Below are 17,425 nucleotides of genomic sequence, written 5' to 3' on the forward strand. Positions count from 1 at the left end.
CCCGCATCTGCCGATATCGAGCCCCGAGCCCCATCATGTATGTCTATGACGAGTTCGATCGCGCCTTTCTTCAGGAGCGCGTCGTCGAGTTCCGCGATCAGGTGGAACGCCGCCTCGCGGGCGAGCTGAACGAGGAGGAGTTCAAGCCGCTCCGCCTCATGAACGGCGTCTATTTGCAGCTCCACGCCTACATGCTCCGGGTGTGCATCCCCTACGGCACCCTCTCCGCGCGCCAGTTGCGCGCGCTGGCGGCGGTGGCCCGCAAGTATGACCGGGGCTACGGCCATTTCACCACGCGGCAGAACATCCAGTTCAACTGGATCAAGCTCGCCGAGCTGCCGGATGCCATGGCCGACCTCGCCGAGGTGGGCATCCACGGCATCCAGACCTCCGGCAACTGCATCCGCAACACCACCACGGACCCCTGGGCCGGCGCCGCCGCCGACGAGGTGGAGGACCCGCGCCTCTATGCCGAGGTGATCCGCCAGTGGTCGACGCTGCACCCGGAATTCACCTACCTGCCGCGCAAGTTCAAGATCGCCATTACCGCCGCCAAACACGACCGGGCCGCGATCCGCGTGCATGACGTGGGCCTGCGCCTGCACAAGCGCGACGGCAAGACCGGCTTCGAGGTGATGGTGGGCGGCGGTCTCGGCCGCTCGCCCTATATCGGCAAGACCATCCGCGACTTCCTGCCGGAGGAGGACCTGCTCTCCTATCTGGAAGCGATCCTGCGCACCTACAATCTCGGCGGCCGGCGCGACAACATCTACAAGGCGCGCATCAAGATCCAGGTGCACGAGATGGGCGCCGAGGCCTTCGCGCAGAAGGTTGAGGCAGAATGGGCCGAGATCCGCGACGGCGCGCTGAAGCTGGACAAGGCGGCGCTCGACGCCATCCGCGACCGCTTCCTCAACCCCGCGCTGGAAGATCTGGAAGACGCCCCCGCCGTGCTGGCCACGGCGCTGGCCGATCCCGACTTTGCCCGCTGGCACGCCAATTCCGTCGCCCCGCACAAGGCGAAGGGCCACGCCATCGTCACCCTGTCGCTGAAGCCCGTGGGCGCCCCGCCCGGCGACGCGACCGCCGACCAGATGGACGCCATCGCCGACCTCGCCGACGAATATGCCTATGGCGAGATTCGCGTCGCCCACGAGCAGAACCTCACCCTGCCCTATGTGCGCCAGATGGATATTCCGGCCCTGTGGGCGAAGCTGAAGGCCATCGGCGTCGCTACCCCCAATGTCGGGCTCATCTCCGACATCATCGCTTGCCCTGGCCTCGATTATTGCTCGCTGGCAAATGCGCGCTCCATTCCCGTCGCGCAGAAGCTCACCGAACGGTTCGCGGACGACGCGCGTATCGCCGACATCGGCCGGCTGCACCTCAACATTTCCGGCTGCATCAATGCCTGCGGCCACCACCATGTGGGCCACATCGGCATCCTCGGGGTGGAGAAGAAGGACGAGGAGTTCTTCCAGATCACCCTCGGCGGCAAGGGCAATTCCAAGGCCCGCATCGGCGAGCTGATCGGCCCGGCCGTGTCCGAGGGCGAGGTGGTGGACGTGGTGGAGCGACTGGTTGAGACCTATCTCGACCTGCGCACCTCGCCCGCCGAAACCTTCATCGCCGCGGTCCAGCGGCTCGGCACCGACCCCTTCAAGGAGCGCGCCTATGCCCCTCGTTAAGAACGGCGCGCCCGCCGAGGACATCTTCACCGCCGTCGCCGACGACGCGGCCCTGCCCGACGGGCCGGTGCTGGTCACCGCCGAGCGCTTCCTGAAGGAGGCTGAGGCCCTCGTCGCGCGCAACGACGAGATCGGCGTCCTCTGGCCCAACGCCAGGGACGTGGCGGAGCTGAAGCCCTACCTTTCCCGCCTCTCCGTGGTGGCGCTGACCTTCCCCAAGTTCCGCGACGGCCGCGCCTACAGCCAGGCCCGCCTGCTGCGCGAGCGCTACGGCTTCAAGGGCGAGCTGCGGGCGGTGGGCAACGTGCTGCGCGACCAGGCGCTGATGATGGCGCGCGCCGGCTTCGATGCCTTCGCCTTCGAGAAGGCGGCGGATGCCGAGGCCTTCAACAAGGCCCTCGCCACCTATTCCCACTTCTACCAGCCGACCGGCGACGGACGGGCCACGGCCCGGGACGTGCGGGTCGCGCATGCGGGCGTTGCGCCCGTGGAGGGATGACCTGAGATGAACGCTCTTGAGCGGGCCGCTCCCCGCCTCGATCTCGACGCGCTGAACGCGCGGCTGGAGAACGCCTCCCCGCTGGACGTGATCGCCGCCGGCCTCGCGGCCTTTCCCGGCCGCATCGCCGCCGTGTCCTCCTTCGGCACCGAATCGGCCGTGCTCCTGCACATGATCGCCCAAGTGGATCCGGCAACGCCGATCCTCTTCCTCGATACCGGCCACCTGTTCGAGGAGACGCTGGCCTATCGCGACACGCTGGCTGGCCATCTCGGCCTCACCAACGTGCAGACCTTCTCGCCCGATCCCGCAGCTTTGGCCGCGCGCGATCCGGAGCGCGGCCTGTGGTCCGACAATGCGGACGCCTGCTGCGCCCTGCGCAAGGTGGAGCCGCTGGCCCGCGCCCTCGCCCCCTACGGCGCGTGGTTCAACGGCCGCAAGCGCTACCAGGCCTCCACCCGCACCGCCATCGCGCTGGTGGAGCAGGACGGGGAGCGGGTGAAGTTCAATCCCCTCGCCGCCATGGGCCGGGATGAACTTGTCGGCTACATGGACGCCCACGGCCTGCCTCGGCACCCGTTGGAAAAGCACGGCTTCGCCTCCATCGGCTGCATGCCCTGCACCTCCCGCGTCCAGCCCGGCGAAGACCCGCGCGCCGGCCGCTGGCGCGGCAAGGCCAAGACCGAATGCGGTATCCATTTCGGGGACGGGATTTAGATTTAATTCCATCGAATTTATGATATATGGGTTGACCGAGCGTCGGGCTGATGCAATCGTTCGTTTCATCGAACGATTATTCTGAATGACGAACGAATTTGCCGGAGGTCTTCCCATGTCGTCTCGCCGCACGTTCCTGCGCACGGGCATTGCCGCCGCCACGGCGCTCGCACTTTCGGCCGGCGCTGTCGCCGCCGCCGACATCACGCTGCTGAACGTCTCCTACGACCCGACCCGCGAGCTGTATGTGGACGTCAACAAGGCGTTCGCGGCCGAGTGGGCGAAGGCGCACCCCGGCGACACCGTGAAGATCAACCAGTCCCATGGCGGTTCGGGCAAGCAGGCGCGCTCCGTCATCGACGGCCTCGAGGCCGACGTGGTGACGCTCGCCCTCGCCTATGACATCGATGCCATCGCCGAGAAGGGCTACCTCGCCGCCGACTGGCAGAAGCGCCTGCCCGATAATGCTTCGCCCTACACCTCCACCATCGTCTTCCTGGTCCGCAAGGGGAACCCCAAGGGCATCAAGGATTGGGACGATCTGGTGAAGCCCGGCATCAAGGTGGTCACCCCCAATCCGAAGACCTCCGGCGGCGCCCGCTGGAACTATCTCGGCGCCTGGGGCTACGCGCTGAAGAAGAACGGCGGCGACGAGGCCAAGGCCAAGGACTTCGTGAAGGCGCTCTACAAGAACGCCCCCGTGCTCGACACCGGCGCCCGCGGCGCCACCGTCACTTTCGTCGAGCGCAACATCGGCGACGTGCTCATCGCCTGGGAGAACGAGGCCTATCTCTCGGTGAACGAGCTCGGCCCCGACAAGTTCGACATCGTGACCCCCTCCGTCTCCATCCTCGCCGAGCCGCCGGTGGCGGTGGTGGACAAGGTGGTGGACAAGAAGGGCACCCGCGCCATCTCGGAAGCCTATCTGAAGTTCCTCTACACCCCCATCGGCCAGGAGATCGCGGCGAAGAACTATTACCGTCCCCGCGACGAGCAGGTGGCGGCCAAGTACAAGGACAAGTTCGCCAAGGTCGACCTCTTCACCATCGATCAGGTCTTCGGCGGCTGGCAGAAGGCGCAGAAGACCCACTTCGCCGACGGCGGCGTGTTCGACCAGATCACCGGCAACTGATCCTGCCGTCCATCCATCCTGCGGCCGCCGCCCTCGGGAGCCTTCCTGATGGCGGTGGCCGCGGCCTTTAGAGCGAGCGACGCAGAAGCGTCGCCGGACTATAAACCTTCCATGAGCGCCTCACCGTCCCGCCTCACATTCCGGCAGCCGAGCGTGATCCCCGGCTTTGGCCTCACGCTGGGCCTCACCTTGACGTGGCTGGGGCTCATCGTCCTGCTGCCGCTGTCGGCGCTGTTCATCAAGACGAGCGAACTGTCGCTGGAGCGCTTCATCACCATCGTCACGGCGACGCGCACGCTCCATGCGCTGCAAGTGTCGTTCGGCCTCGCCTTCGGCGCCGCGCTCATCAACATGGTGTTCGGCGCCATCGTGGTGTGGGTGCTGGTGCGCTACGACTTCCCCGGCAAGAAGATCGTCGATGCGCTCATCGACATCCCCTTCGCGCTGCCCACGGCGGTGGCCGGCATCGCGCTGACCTCGCTCTATGCCGAGAACGGCTGGGTCGGCTCGCTGCTCGCGCCGCTGGGCATCCAGGTGTCGTTCACGCCTCTCGGCATCCTCGTCGCCCTCGTCTTCATCGGCTTGCCCTTCGTTGTGCGGACCGTGCAGCCCGTGCTGGCGGACCTCGATCAGGAGCTGGAAGACGCCGCCGCCAGCCTCGGCGCCACGCGAACGCAGGCCCTCGTGCGCGTCGTGCTGCCCTCGGTGTGGCCGGCGCTGCTCACCGGCTTCGCCCTCGCCTTCGCGCGGGCGGTGGGTGAATACGGCTCCGTCATCTTCATTGCCGGCAATCTGCCCGGCGTGTCCGAGATCGCCCCGCTGCTCATCGTCATCCGGCTGGAGGAGTTCCGCTATGCGGACGCCACTGCCATCGCGACGGTGATGCTGGTGGCCTCCTTCGTCCTGCTGCTCATCATCAACCGCCTCCAGCGCTGGGCGGAGCTGCGCGGGAGCAAGCACGGATGAACGCCCTCGACCAGACGCCCGGTCATCCCATTGCCCACGGCGCGAGCGAGGGCCTGCCCTCGGCGCTGGAGCAGTCGCACACCTATGCGGCGCACCGCGGCCGGCCGGTACGCACGGAGCCGCGGGGCGTGCGCATCATCCTGACGGTGATCGCCCTCGCCTTCGTCGGCCTGTTCATCGGCCTGCCGCTGGTGACGGTGTTCTACGAAGCCTTCAAGCGCGGCTGGCAGGCCTATGTGGCGGCGCTCGTCTCGCCGGATGCTTTGGCCTCCATCCAGCTCACCCTCATCGTCGCGGCCATCTCGGTGGTGGCGAACCTGCTGTTCGGGCTGGTGGCGGCGTGGTCCATCGCCAAGTTCGAGTTTCCCGGCAAGAGCCTGCTCATCACCCTCATCGACCTGCCCTTCTCGGTCTCGCCGGTGGTGGCGGGCCTCATCTACGTGCTGCTGTTCGGCTCGCAGGGCCTGTTCGCCGCCTACCTGCAGGCGTGGGACATCAAGATCATCTTCGCCCTGCCGGGCATCGTGCTCGCCACCATCTTCGTCACCTTCCCCTTCGTGGCGCGCGAACTGATCCCGCTGATGCAGGAGCAGGGCACGGCGGAGGAAGAGGCGGCCATCTCGCTCGGCGCCTCGGGCCTCTCCACCTTCTTTCGGGTGACGCTGCCCAACGTGAAATGGGCGCTGCTCTACGGCGTGCTGCTCTGCAACGCACGCGCCATGGGCGAATTCGGTGCCGTGTCGGTGGTCTCCGGCCACGTTCGCGGGCTCACCAACACCATGCCGCTGCACATCGAGATCCTCTATAACGAATACCAGTTCGTCGCCTCCTTCGCGGTGGCGTCCCTGCTGGCGCTGCTGGCGCTCGTCACGCTGATCGCCAAGACCATTCTCGAACACCGCCTCGCCGAGGAAGACAGATGACCATCGACGTCGTCGGCGTCACCAAGCGCTTCAAGACCTTCGCCGCGCTCGACAATGTGAGCCTCACCATCCGCACCGGCGAGCTGGTCGCCCTGCTCGGCCCCTCGGGCTCGGGCAAGACCACGCTCCTGCGCATCATCGCCGGCCTCGAATGGCCCGATTCCGGCGAAGTCCGGTTCGATGGGGAGGATGCGCTCTCCCGCTCCGTGCGCGAGCGCAACGTGGGCTTCGTGTTCCAGCACTACGCTTTGTTCCGGCACATGAACGTGTTCGAGAACGTAGCGTTCGGCCTGCGCGTGCGCCGGGGCGCGGACAAGCTGCCCGAGGCGGCCATCCGCGCGAAGGTCAACGAGCTGCTGCATCTCGTGCAGATCGACTGGCTGGCCGAGCGCTATCCCGCCCAGCTTTCCGGCGGCCAGCGCCAGCGCGTGGCGCTCGCCCGCGCGCTCGCCATCTCCCCCAAGGTGCTGCTGCTGGACGAGCCCTTCGGCGCCCTCGACGCCAAGGTCCGCAAGGAACTGCGCCGCTGGCTGCGCCACCTGCACGAGGAACTGCCCGTCACCTCCGTGCTCGTCACCCACGATCAGGAAGAGGCGCTGGAGCTGGCCGATCGCGTGGTGGTGATGGGCCACGGCAAAATCGAGCAGGTGGGCTCCCCCGGCGAGGTCTACGACAATCCGGCCACCGCCTTCGTCCATGACTTCATCGGCGAGACCATCGCGCTCCCCGGCGAGGTGAAGGGCGGCGCGCTCTATCTCGGCGGCCGTCCGCTGGGGCTCGATCCGCAGGGCGTGGCCGACGGGCCGGCCCGCATTCTCGCCCGGCCGCATGATGTGGATCTCGCCGACCCCTCCTCCACCGCCATCTCCGGCAAGGTGCTCTCCGTGCGCACCTTCGGCCCGACGCGGCGGGCCGACGTGGAACTCAACGGCAGCTCCGGTCCGGTGGTGGTGGAAGCCGCCGTGCCCCACGGCCAGGATCTCGCCCCGGGCACCCAAGTCGGCCTCAAGCCGCGCCGCTACAAGGTGTTCGCCGCCTGAGCAGGCGGCCGCGGCACGTTTTCGCCATCACGGCGTGCTGACCTACCGTGCATGGGGCGCGCCATCGCGCTCCGCTGACCGGAGTTTGCCGCCGTGCCGCCGTTCGTTGTCGTTGCCCTGGGTGCCATGGGCGCCGTGGCGCTCGCCAAGCTGATCTCGTCCGAGACGCGTCGGGTCAACGAGGCCTTGGACCGCCGCCGCAAGGCGGAGGCCGGCGACCTGAAGACGGTGCGGCTGGAGCGCGATCCCGCCACGGGCGAATATCGCCCGCGGGGCTGACACGCCCCGCCGTCATCCCATCCCGATCTGATCTCAGTCCCGAGAGGGCGCACACGCCGCGGCTGGCGGGCAGGTGCCCGTGGCGAGGCCGACGGCACCCGTGTTCCGGTCGTCGCGCGCTGCCCGCCGCGCGGCGCGGCTCTTCGCATGCTCGCGCTGGATGGCATAGAGGCCCGCCCCCACCACCAGCAGCATGCCGATGCTGGTCCAGGCATCCGGCAGATCGCCGAACACGAGATAGCCGGAGATGAGCGCCCCGAACACGAGGAGGTAGCGCATCGGCGAGAGGGACGAGATGGGCGCGTTGCGGAAGGCGAAGACCAGCAGCAGCGTGCCGCCGCCGAACGACACCGCCGACGCCACGAGATAGGCCAGCACCGTCGTGGACGGCACCTGCCAGCTCTCGAACGGCGCGAGCAGCGCGGCGGCGAGGCAGAAGGCCAGCGTTCCGGTGAGGCCCACCACCGATCCGGGAATCTCCGGCCCGATGCTGCGGGTGGAGATGTCGCGCGCCGCGCCGGTGAAGGCAGCGATGAGCGGCAACAGGGCGATGAGGCTGAACGTGGCGGGGTCCGGCCGCGTCACGATCACCGCCCCGCAGAAGCCGACGATGATGGCCGACCAGCTGCGCCAGCCCACCTTCTCGCCGAGCAGCGGCACGGCGAGGGCCGTCGTGATGAGCGGCGTCGCCATGTAGATGGTGGTGGTGGAGGCGATGGGCATCACCGCCAGCGCGGCGATGTAGAGGAAGGTGGTGAAGGTATCGAGCGACGAGCGCACGATCACGCTGCGCCGGAACATGTAGCGCAGCGCGAGGAGATCACCCGAGGCCACGATCAGCCCGAGGAACAGGAAGCTCACCATCGCGGTGCGCAGGCCGAGGCCCTCGCTGAGGGGCACCTCGCGCAGCGCCAGCTTCATGAAGGTGTCGTTGGTGATGAACAGGGCCATGGAACCGACCATGGCGATGAGGCCCTTCACCGCCGAGACCGGCAGGTGGGCGGCAGGGCGCTGCGCGGCGGCTTGGATGCTCATGCCCTCGCTCCCGCGCCGGACAGGCGAAGGGAACGAACGATGGCGCCGGCGCAATCCCGGTGCAGTCTCACGTCAAACCTCGTAGATGGCGGGCGGCGGGGCGCGCCCCAAAACCGGCTTCAGGCCGTTGATTTATCTTCTCGACCAGATGTAGCTGATTTCGGGTAAAGACGCCCTGCGCTTTGCGCCGGCTCTCGCGCGTAAGCCCCTCGCCTGCGGCATGGCGCGGCCACGTCTTCGCCTCATTCTCGGCAGCCCAAGCCGCCCCGCTTCAGCCGCCAGTGGTGCTCATGTGCCGCCCGACCGCCGGCTGGCGGGTCTTGCGGTCGATCACGAAGTCATGGCCCTTGGGCTTGCGGAAGATGGCGTCGTCGATGGCCCGGTGCAGCAGGGCATCATCGGCAGAGGCACGCAGCGGCGCGCGCAGGTCGGCGGCGTCCTCCTGGCCGAGGCACATATAGAGCGTGCCGGTGCAGGTGACGCGCACCCGGTTGCAGCCCTCGCAGAAATTGTGCGTCAGCGGCGTGATGAAGCCGAGCCGCCCGCCGGTCTCCTTCACCTCCACATAGCGGGCGGGGCCGCCGGTGCGGTAGGCGATGTCCGTGAGGGTGAAGCGCTCGGCCAGCTGCTCGCGGACGGTGGAGAGCGGCAGATACTGGTCCACCCGCTCCTCGCCCACTTCGCCGAGGGGCATCACCTCGATCAAAGAGAGGTCGTGGCCCTCGCCATGGGCCCACTCCATCATGGAGGCGATCTCGTGCTCGTTCACGTCCTTGAGCGCGACGGCGTTGATCTTCACCCGGATGCCGGCTGCCTGCGCCGCCTTCACGCCTTCCAGCACTCGGGCGAGATCGCCCCAGCGGGTGATGGCGCGGAACTTGGCCGGGTCCAGCGTGTCGATGGAGACGTTGATGCGCTTCACCCCGCAGGCGGCGAGGTCGGCCGCATGGCGGGCGAGCTGCGAGCCGTTGGTGGTGACGGTCAGTTCGTCCAGCCGGCCGCTTTCGATGTGGCGGGAGAGGCTGCGGAACAGGGTCATCACGTCCCGCCGCACCAGGGGCTCACCGCCGGTGAGGCGCAGCTTGCGCACGCCGCGCAGCACGAAGGCGCTGCACAGACGGTCCAGCTCCTCGAGCGACAGGAGATCCTGCTTGGGCAGGAAAGTCATGTGCTCGGACATGCAATAGACGCAGCGGAAGTCGCAGCGATCGGTGACGGAGACGCGCAGATAGGTGACGGCGCGGCCGAACGTGTCCACGAGCGGGCCGGCCTGCTGCGCGGCGGCGACACCCGGACGGTCGATCAGATCCCTGAGAAGATCACTCACCACGCCACTCCCGAACCAGCCTTGCGTCTCCCGCGCCTTCCCCGTCCGCCGACTTGTGCCGGTCTTGAGGCAGCCCAGCGCCCCGGATGCGGCAGACGGCGGGCTTCGACGCTCGCCCTATATATCGTATGCAAGAGCGAGATGGATAGGGTCGCCGCCCGAACACGATGCCGTGTGAAATCAAAAGGCTCGGCCTTTCGCCCGATCGAAAAAGGACATCACGAAATGGCTCCCGCGTCTGCCCCCGCCGCCGCCCCCTGGCCAACCGAGCTGCGCGTCATCGATGACCGCCACACGCTCTCCGTCACCTTCGAGGACGGGGCAAAATTCACCCTCCCCGCCGAGTATCTGAGGGTGGAAAGCCCCTCCGCCGAGGTGCAGGGCCACCAGCCGGAAGAGAAGATCACGGTGCCCGGCAAGCGGCAGGTGCGCATCGCGCAGGTGGAGCCGGTGGGCAACTACGCCGTCCGCCTCATCTTCGACGACGGCCACGGCACCGGCCTCTACACCTGGGACCTGCTCTACAGCTACGGCGTGCACCAGGAGGAGAAGTTCGGCGCCTATCTCAAGGCGCTGGAAGCGCAGGGGCTCGCGCGCGGGTGAAAGCCGCCCGCACGATGGCGTGAGCGCGTAACCCGCGCGCGCCGCAGGACGAAGGAGGACCGGGAGCGCCCGGTGGAAGCCTCATGCGGGCGGCATCCCGCAGGAGCCCCGCGCCATGGCCGAAACCCCGTCCGCCTCCTCGCCACCCCCGCGCGAACCGCGCCGTCCACCGCACGCAAAATGGTCTGCCTTCGCCGCAGGCGCGGCCATTCTGGCGTCCCTTCCGGTCGACCCCGCCGCCGCCGAACCGCGCCAGAAGCTCACGGTGGTGGAGCTGTTCACCAGCCAGGGCTGCTCCTCCTGCCCGCCGGCGGATGCCAACCTCATCGCCCTCACCCGCCGGCCCGACGTGCTGGCCTTGAGCTTCAGCGTGATATACTGGGATCGGCTCGGCTGGCGCGACACCTTCGGCAAGCCGGAATTTACGGCCCGCCAGTACACCTACGAGCCGATGCTGGGCGAGCGTGGGCCGTTTACGCCTCAAATGGTGGTGAATGGCCGCCTCAGCCGCGTCGGCTACAGCCTGACGGACATCGAGCGGGCGATCTCCTCCGCGGGTCCCGTCGTCGGTCCCGAGGTCACCATCGGCGCGCATGACGTGGCGGTGGGGCCCGGGACCGCCCCCGCCGCGGCCGCGGACGTCTGGCTCGCGGAATACGAACCCGGCGTCATCGAGGTACCCGTCCGACGCGGCGAGAATGCCGGCCGCACCCTGCCCCATGCCCGCGTGGTGCGACGTCTGGAGCGGCTCGGCGCCTGGACCGGCACGCGCGCCCGTTACCTCAGGCCGGATGCGGCGCCGGGCTTGCGCACCGCCATCCTGGTGCAGGCGCCTTCCGGCGGCCCCATCCTCGCAGCCGCCACCGAATGAAAACGGGCGGCTCAAGGCCGCCCGTCGCATTCGTCAGACCTGAAAGCTGCGTCTCACTTCACCCGTTCGAGGATGGAGACGTAGTTCGCCACGGCCGCGCCGCCCATGTTGAAGACGCCGGCCACCTTGGCGCCGTCGATCTGCATGTCGCCGGCCTCGCCCATGAGCTGCATGGCGGAGAGGACGTGCATGGAGACGCCGGTGGCGCCGATGGGGTGGCCCTTGGACTTCAGGCCGCCCGAGGCGTTCACCGGCAGCTTGCCGGTCTTCTCGGTGATGCCCTCGCGCACAACCTTGTAGCCTTCGCCGGGCTTGGCGAGGCCCATGGCCTCGTACTCGATCAGTTCGGCCACGGTGAAGCAGTCGTGGGTCTCGACAAGGCTGAGGTCGTCGAGTGTCAGGCCGGCCTTCTCCAGCGCCTTGACCCAGGCGCGGCGGGCGCCCTCGAAGGCGATGGGATCGCGGCGCGACAGGGGCAGGATGTCGTTCACATGGGCGCGGGCGCGGAAGGCGACGGCGCGGCCAAGCGTCTCCGCCACGTCGGCCGAGGCGATCACCAGCGCCGCGGCGCCGTCGGACACCAGCGAGCAGTCGGTGCGGCGCAGGGGGCCGGCGACGTAGGGGTTCTTCTCCGAGATGGTGTTACAGAACTCGAAGCCGAAATCCTTGCGCATTTGCGCATAGGGATTGGAAACGCCGTTCTTGTGGTTCTTGGCGGCGATGCGCGCGAGCTCTTCCGAGCGGTCGCCGTAGCGCTGGAAATAGGTCTGCGCGATGCGGCCGAACACGCCGGCAAAGCCGCCCTCGATGTCCGCCTCTTCCTTGCGGTAGGAGGCGTTGAGCAGGATATCGCCCACCTCGGCGGTGGGCTTCGCCGTCATCTTCTCGGCGCCGACCACGAGGGCGATGCGGCCCTGCCCGCTCTCGATGTAGTTGAGCGCGGAATGGATGGCGGCCGAGCCGGTGGCGCAGGCGTTCTCGACGCGCACCGCCGGCACATGGGCGAGCTCCGGCACGGAGAGGGCCGGCATGGCGCCCTGGAAATCCTGCTTCTGGAAGCCGGCGTTGAACACGCCCACGTGGATCGAATCCACGTCCTGCGGGGAAAGGCCCGCATGCTCGATGGCGGCGCCGGCCACCCGGCCCATCAGGGCCTCGGTGTCCGCATCCTCGAGCTTGCCGAAGGGCGAGTGCGCCCAGCCTACGATGGCGGCCTTGCTGTCCATGTTCGTCTCCCGCGGCGTGACACCGCTTTGGTTTTGATGGCGTTCAGATAGGGATGCGCGGCGCCTTATGCCACCGCCGCGCTGGGTTCACGACAGGCCGGCGATGAAGCCGTCCGGCATGACGAAGATGTCCTGGGCGGCCGGCGCGGAGGGCAGGCCCGGCATGGTCATGATGTCGCCGGCGAGCGCCACCACGAAGCCGGCACCGGCGGACAGACGCACCTCGCGAATGGGCAGCGTGTGGCCGGTGGGCGCGTTGCGCGCGGTGGGATCGGCGGAGAAGGAATATTGCGTCTTCGCCATGCACACCGGCAGGTCGCCGAAACCCGCCAGCTCGTATTCCTTGAGCTTCGCCGTCGCGGCGGAGGAGAAATCGACCCGCTCCGCCCGGTAGATCTCGCGGGCGATGGTCTCGATCTTGTCCCTCAGCGGCAGTTCGGAGGGATAGAGATATTCGAACTTCGGCCGGCGGGCGAGAAGGTCGAGGACGGCGCGGGCGAGGTCCAGCGCCCCCTCCCCGCCCCGGGCCCAGTGCCCGCACGGGAAGACATCGACGCCCTCGGTCGCCAGCGCCGCGCGCACAGCTTCCAGTTCCTCCGGCGTATCGCCGGTGAAATGGTTCAGCGCCACTACGACCGGCAGGTCGAACTTCTTCAGGTTCTCCACGTGCCGCTTGAGGTTGCCGCAGCCGAGCGTCACCGCCGCCGCATCCGGCGTGCCGAGCTCCTTGAGCGGGACGCCGCCATGCATCTTCAGCGCGCGCACCGTCGCCACCACCACCGCAGCCGAGGGCACGAGCCCGGCCTGCCGGCACTTGATGTCGAGGAACTTCTCCGCGCCGAGATCGGCGCCGAAGCCGGCTTCCGTCACCACCACATCGGCGAGGCCGAGGGCGGTGCGCGTCGCCATCACCGAATTGCAGCCGTGGGCGATGTTGGCGAACGGGCCGCCATGGACGAGGGCCGGGGTGCCCTCCAGCGTCTGCACCAGGTTCGGCTGGAACGCATCCTTGAGCAGCGCCAACATGGCGCCGACGCCGCCCAGTTCCTCGGCGCGCACCATGCGGCGGCCGCGGGTCTGGCCGATCACCATGCGCGACAGGCGCGCCTCGAGATCGGAGAGGCTGTCGGCGAGGCACAGGATGGCCATCACCTCGCTCGCCACGGTGATGTCGAAGCCGTCCTCGCGCGGATAGCCGTTGGCGGGGCCGCCGAGACCGACCGTGATCTGGCGCAGCGCCCGGTCGTTAAGGTCCATCACCCGCCGCCAGCTGATGCGCCGGGCGTCGAGATCGAGGGCATTGCCCCAGTGGATGTGATTGTCGATCAGCGCCGACAGCAGGTTGTGCGCGGCGGTGATGGCATGCAGGTCGCCGGTGAAATGCAGGTTGATGTCCTGCATGGGGATGATCTGCGCCCGCCCGCCGCCGGTGGCGCCGCCCTTGGCGCCGAATACCGGGCCGAGGGAGGGCTCGCGCAGGCAGACGGCCGTTGAGGTGCCGAGCTGCGAAAGCGCGTCGCCGAGGCCGATCGTGGTGGTGGTCTTCCCCTCCCCCGCCGGGGTGGGATTGATGGCCGTGACGAGGACCAGCTGGCCGCGCGGCCGCGATTCGGCCTCGGCCACGAAATCGAGGCTGATCTTCCCCTTGTGCGGGCCGTAGCGATAGAGCGCATCCGCCGGAATGCCGAGGTCCCCCGCCACGTCCTCTATGGGGCGCGGCGTGACGCTCGCGGCGATGGCCGCATCGGATGTGGGATCGAGCGGTCGAGCGCTTCTGTCATGCATGGATTGGTTCCCGAACGGGCGCCGACCCTAGCGGCTCGGCCCGCGGCTGAAAAGCGCGGGCCGGGGCAAAATTGCCTTGCTTTTGCGCTCCGGGAAGCCTCGCAGCGCCATTTTGCGGAGGTTCAGGCGGCCTCAGCCGCCTTTCTGCTGCTCCTCGGCCTTGCGGACCGGGGCCGGCTGGTCGACCGAATCGAGGCCCTTGTTTATCTTCTGCACGATCTTGGCGAGATCATCCGGCTCGGGCTTCAGGTCGCGGGCGTGGTTCCACTGGAAGCCCGCCTCGAGCTTGCGGCCCACCTTCCAGTAGGCGTCGCCCAGATGGTCGTTGATGACCGGGTCCTGCGGCATCAGCTCGATGGCGCGCTCCAGCTGCACCACGGCATCGTCGTAGCGGCCGAGGCGGTAATAGGCCCAGCCGAGGCTGTCGACGATGGGACCGTCATCAGGCCGCAGCTTGGCCGCCTTGCGGATCATGTCGAGGCCCTGGTCCAGGTTGGTGCCCTGGTCCACCCACGAATAGCCGAGATAGTTCAGCACGTGGGGCTGGTCGGGATTGAGCTCCAGCGCCTTCTTCAGGTCTGCCTCGGCGGCCGGCCAGTTCTTCGAGCGCTCGTTGCACACGCCGCGGAAGTAGAACAGGGCCCAGTTGCCGCGCGTGGGCTGGGGAATGAGGGCGATGGCCTTGGAATAGGTGCCGGCGCACTCGGAGAACATCTTGCGCGTCTGCTGGATCTTGCCGAGCGCGATGATGGCCTCGATGTCCTTGGGATCGGCCGCGATCATCTTCTCCAGCTGGGCGCGGGCTTCCTTGTAGTGGTCCGTCGCGTCCAGGTTGACCGCCAGCTGCACCTGGGCGTTGCGCTTCAGGGGCGAGGAATCGGGCACGGTCTCGTAGACCTCGATGGCCTTCGCCGGCTGCTTCAGCTGCTCGTAGAGGTCGGCCAGCGTCAGGCTGGCGAAGGGGTGCTCGGGATAGAGCCAGATGGCGAGCTGGAGATAGACGAGGGCGAGATCCTCGCCCCCCTGCCGCCCGAGCGTCGCGCCGAGGCCATAGAGTACCTCGGAGGAGCCCTCCTGCGCGGTCTTCACCAGCGGCGGCAGCTGCTTTCCGGCCTTCAGTTCCTTGATGGCCGCGAGCACGATGGGGTGGTTCGGCAGCTGCTTGTCGAACGCGGCATAGGCGGCGAGCGCCGCCTCGGTATTGTCATTGCGCGAGGCCCAGCGGGCATAGGCATCGATGGCGCGCAGGGAGCCGGGATCGGCCTTCATGGCCGCCTCAAGCCTGCGTCCGGCCTCCTTCTTCTGCCCGGCGGCGTCGAGGATGAGGCCGGCGTGCAGCTCCTTCATGGGCGCGTACCAGTCCGGCCCGTCCAGGCGGTCGATCAGCTCCACCGCGCCCTTGGTGTTGCCGGAGCCGAAGAAGGTCCAGGCGGCAAGCAGCGTGGCGGTGAGATCGCCGATGGGACCGCGCACCGAAAGCGCGAGGTTGGTGCGGGCGGTCTGGTAATGGCCCTTCTTGATGGAGCGGACGGCGAGCGCGAGACGGGCGACGCGATGGGTGCGGTCGATCTTCACCAGGCGGTCGGCGAGCTTCATCGCGTCGTCGATCTGGCCGTCCATGAGCATCGCGAAGAAGGTCCGCTCCAGGATCTCCTCGTTGCGCGCATCGAGCTTCATCAGGTTGCGCAGATAGACGACGGCGGCGTCCTGGTCGCGCTCGGTGCTGGCCAGCCGGGCGGCGAGATAGTTGCCCGCGAGCGAGGTATCGAAATCAGGCACAGCCTCGGCCCGGGCGAGGCCCGGCGACAGAGTGAGCACCGCAGCAAGGCCGGCCGCCAGGGCCGCGGAGAAGGTGGGGCGTCGTGTCGTCACCGATGATCTGTCCTGAAAGCCGGGCCCTGCGGGCGTTGTCGCGCGAAATCCAAGCGGGGCGAGATGGCGTGAGGATGGCGGCTTTCCTGTGGCACCGCAAGTTACGTGGGAGTCATGAATCACCGGTGTTCCCAAGGGCCGGTTGCGGCGGCGTGTGCGGCGCGGCATAAGCCGCCCCATGGAAACCTTGCGGACGCGCGCTCCGGCGAAGATCAACCTGACCTTGCGCATCATCGGACGGCGCACGGATGGGTTTCACGATCTCGCGAGTCTCGTGGTCTTTTCCGGCGCTGCGGATCTGCTCTCGCTCACGCCCGATGCCGCGCTCTCGCTGACCGTGAAAGGGCGTACCGCAGCGGCAGCAGGGCCGGATGCGGACAATCTGGTGCTGCGCGCCGCGCGCGCCTTTTCCGCCGAAGTGCCGGGGGCGCGGCTCGGCGCGTTCCTCCTGGAGAAGCGGTTGCCGGTGGCGGCGGGGCTCGGCGGCGGCTCGTCCGATGCCGCAGCGGCACTGCGGCTGCTGGGCCGCCTCAATGGCCTTGCCCCCGATGACCCGCGCCTGTTCGCCGCAGCTCGCGCCACGGGATCCGACGTGCCGGTGTGCCTCGATCCGCGCGCCCGGCTGATGGAAGGCGTCGGCGATGTGCTCTCCCCGCCGCTTGCTTTGCCGCCGCTCGCCGGGGTGCTGGTGAATTGCGGGGTGGCGGTGCCCACCGCCGCCGTGTTCCGCCAGCTTGGCCTTGCGCCCGGCGTCGCTTTAGACGGGCCATCCCTGCCCGCCGTCCTCCCCTCTGGCCGTGCGGAGCTGGTGGCCGCCATCGCCGCCGTAGCCAACGATCTGGAGCCGCCGGCCGTGGCCGTGGCGCCGAAGATCGCCGAGGTCATCGACCGCCTCACGGCCCAGCCGGAATCTCGCCTTGTGCGAATGTCCGGCTCGGGCGCCACGGTGTTTGCCTTGACGGACGATTGCCGGGCAGCCGCGGCGCTGGCGCGGCGGGTGCTCGCCGCGGAGCCGGACTGGTGGGTGAAGCCCACCATCCTGCGGTGACCGTTCGGGGAAGGTGAAAACCATGGCGCTGCCGTTGTCGACGCTCATCGCCTTTGGGATCGCCGCATTGTGCGAGATAGCCGGGTGCTTCGCCTTCTGGCAGGTGGTCCGCCACGGCGTGACGCCGCTCTGGCTGCTGGCGGGGCTCGTGAGCCTCGCCGCCTTTGCCTGGGCCCTGACCTTTGTGGACTCGGAGGCTGCGGGGCGGGCGTTCGCCGCTTATGGCGGCATCTACATCATCGCCTCGCTGGTATGGCTGTGGAGCGTCGAAGGCGTGCGGCCCGACCGCTGGGACGCCGCCGGCGCGCTGCTCTGCCTCGCCGGGGCAGCGGTGATCGTGCTAGGCCCGCGCGGGTGAGGGAGCGCGATACGGGCGCGGGTCAAAGCCCGCGCGGCGCTTGAGCCAGGCAACGC

General features: G+C 68.4%; 17 protein-coding genes. 12 read left to right on the forward strand and 5 right to left on the reverse strand.

Translation table 11 applies throughout. From position 1 onward, the window contains the following. The first annotated feature begins 35 nt into the window (after positions 1-35). The 8 genes from FHT36_RS19220 (at position 36) to FHT36_RS19255 (ending at position 7,244) form a co-directional block, all read left to right on the forward strand. Complete coding sequence (locus FHT36_RS19220) at positions 36-1,688, forward strand: nitrite/sulfite reductase (RefSeq protein WP_169124081.1); 1,653 nt, start codon at positions 36-38, stop codon at positions 1,686-1,688. Beyond that, on the forward strand, positions 1,675-2,187 hold the full coding sequence (locus FHT36_RS19225) for a DUF934 domain-containing protein (RefSeq protein ID WP_169124082.1): 513 nt from the start codon (positions 1,675-1,677) through the stop codon (positions 2,185-2,187). Before FHT36_RS19220 ends, FHT36_RS19225 begins: the two co-directional genes overlap by 14 nt. Before the next feature lie 6 nt (positions 2,188-2,193). Further along, entirely contained in the window at positions 2,194-2,904 is a 711-nt protein-coding gene (locus tag FHT36_RS19230; RefSeq protein WP_169124083.1) for a phosphoadenylyl-sulfate reductase, read from the forward strand. A gap of 115 nt (positions 2,905-3,019) precedes the next feature. Then, positions 3,020-4,036: a sulfate ABC transporter substrate-binding protein gene (locus tag FHT36_RS19235; RefSeq protein ID WP_169124084.1), complete on the forward strand. Its 1,017-nt coding sequence runs from the start codon at positions 3,020-3,022 to the stop codon at positions 4,034-4,036. A 111-nt stretch (positions 4,037-4,147) separates the two neighbouring features. Then, on the forward strand, positions 4,148-5,002 hold the full coding sequence (gene cysT / locus FHT36_RS19240; RefSeq protein ID WP_169124085.1) for a sulfate ABC transporter permease subunit CysT: 855 nt from the start codon (positions 4,148-4,150) through the stop codon (positions 5,000-5,002). Then, positions 4,999-5,925, forward strand: coding sequence for a sulfate ABC transporter permease subunit CysW (cysW, locus tag FHT36_RS19245; RefSeq protein WP_169124086.1), 927 nt, complete (start codon positions 4,999-5,001; stop codon positions 5,923-5,925). The genes cysT and cysW overlap by 4 nt, the downstream gene beginning before the upstream one ends. Beyond that, positions 5,922-6,965 (forward strand): sulfate/molybdate ABC transporter ATP-binding protein, encoded by a 1,044-nt coding sequence (locus FHT36_RS19250; RefSeq protein ID WP_169124087.1) that lies wholly within the window; start codon positions 5,922-5,924, stop codon positions 6,963-6,965. Before cysW ends, FHT36_RS19250 begins: the two co-directional genes overlap by 4 nt. A 93-nt stretch (positions 6,966-7,058) precedes the next feature. Further along, positions 7,059-7,244 (forward strand): hypothetical protein, encoded by a 186-nt coding sequence (locus tag FHT36_RS19255; protein ID WP_169124088.1) that lies wholly within the window; start codon positions 7,059-7,061, stop codon positions 7,242-7,244. Between the two features lie 33 nt (positions 7,245-7,277). Here FHT36_RS19255 and FHT36_RS19260 read toward each other — a convergent pair whose 3' ends face one another. Then, positions 7,278-8,279, reverse strand: coding sequence for a DMT family transporter (locus FHT36_RS19260; RefSeq protein ID WP_169124089.1), 1,002 nt, complete (start codon positions 8,277-8,279; stop codon positions 7,278-7,280). A gap of 271 nt (positions 8,280-8,550) precedes the next feature. Then, a complete protein-coding gene (gene moaA, locus FHT36_RS19265; RefSeq protein WP_169124137.1) occupies positions 8,551-9,585 on the reverse strand; it encodes a GTP 3',8-cyclase MoaA in 1,035 nt (344 codons plus the stop codon). A 246-nt stretch (positions 9,586-9,831) separates the two neighbouring features. Here moaA and FHT36_RS19270 point away from each other — a divergent pair, with 246 nt between their 5' ends. Beyond that, positions 9,832-10,209, forward strand: coding sequence for a gamma-butyrobetaine hydroxylase-like domain-containing protein (locus tag FHT36_RS19270; protein ID WP_169124090.1), 378 nt, complete (start codon positions 9,832-9,834; stop codon positions 10,207-10,209). 115 nt (positions 10,210-10,324) lie between these two features. Then, on the forward strand, positions 10,325-11,080 hold the full coding sequence (locus FHT36_RS19275; RefSeq protein ID WP_169124091.1) for a thioredoxin family protein: 756 nt from the start codon (positions 10,325-10,327) through the stop codon (positions 11,078-11,080). A gap of 53 nt (positions 11,081-11,133) precedes the next feature. Here FHT36_RS19275 and FHT36_RS19280 read toward each other — a convergent pair whose 3' ends face one another. The 3 genes from FHT36_RS19280 to FHT36_RS19290 form a co-directional block, all read right to left on the reverse strand. Beyond that, positions 11,134-12,306, reverse strand: coding sequence for an acetyl-CoA acetyltransferase (locus tag FHT36_RS19280; protein ID WP_169124092.1), 1,173 nt, complete (start codon positions 12,304-12,306; stop codon positions 11,134-11,136). Between the two features lie 87 nt (positions 12,307-12,393). Beyond that, a complete protein-coding gene (locus FHT36_RS19285; RefSeq protein ID WP_169124093.1) occupies positions 12,394-14,091 on the reverse strand; it encodes a formate--tetrahydrofolate ligase in 1,698 nt (565 codons plus the stop codon). Positions 14,092-14,223: 132 nt separating this feature from the next. Continuing rightward, complete coding sequence (locus tag FHT36_RS19290) at positions 14,224-15,963, reverse strand: tetratricopeptide repeat protein (RefSeq protein ID WP_169124094.1); 1,740 nt, start codon at positions 15,961-15,963, stop codon at positions 14,224-14,226. 178 nt (positions 15,964-16,141) lie between these two features. On the opposite strand from FHT36_RS19290, the gene FHT36_RS19295 reads away from it, so the two are divergent. Together FHT36_RS19295 and FHT36_RS19300 are read left to right on the forward strand one after the other, a co-directional pair. After that, positions 16,142-17,011, forward strand: a complete 870-nt coding sequence (locus FHT36_RS19295) for a 4-(cytidine 5'-diphospho)-2-C-methyl-D-erythritol kinase (RefSeq protein WP_169124095.1) — start codon at positions 16,142-16,144, stop codon at positions 17,009-17,011. A gap of 34 nt (positions 17,012-17,045) precedes the next feature. Further along, positions 17,046-17,369, forward strand: a complete 324-nt coding sequence (locus FHT36_RS19300) for a YnfA family protein (protein WP_169124138.1) — start codon at positions 17,046-17,048, stop codon at positions 17,367-17,369. Positions 17,370-17,425: the final 56 nt, after the last annotated feature.

Origin of the sequence: Xanthobacter sp. SG618, assembly GCF_012932745.1 — a bacterium.
GTDB lineage: Bacteria > Pseudomonadota > Alphaproteobacteria > Rhizobiales > Xanthobacteraceae > Xanthobacter > Xanthobacter flavus.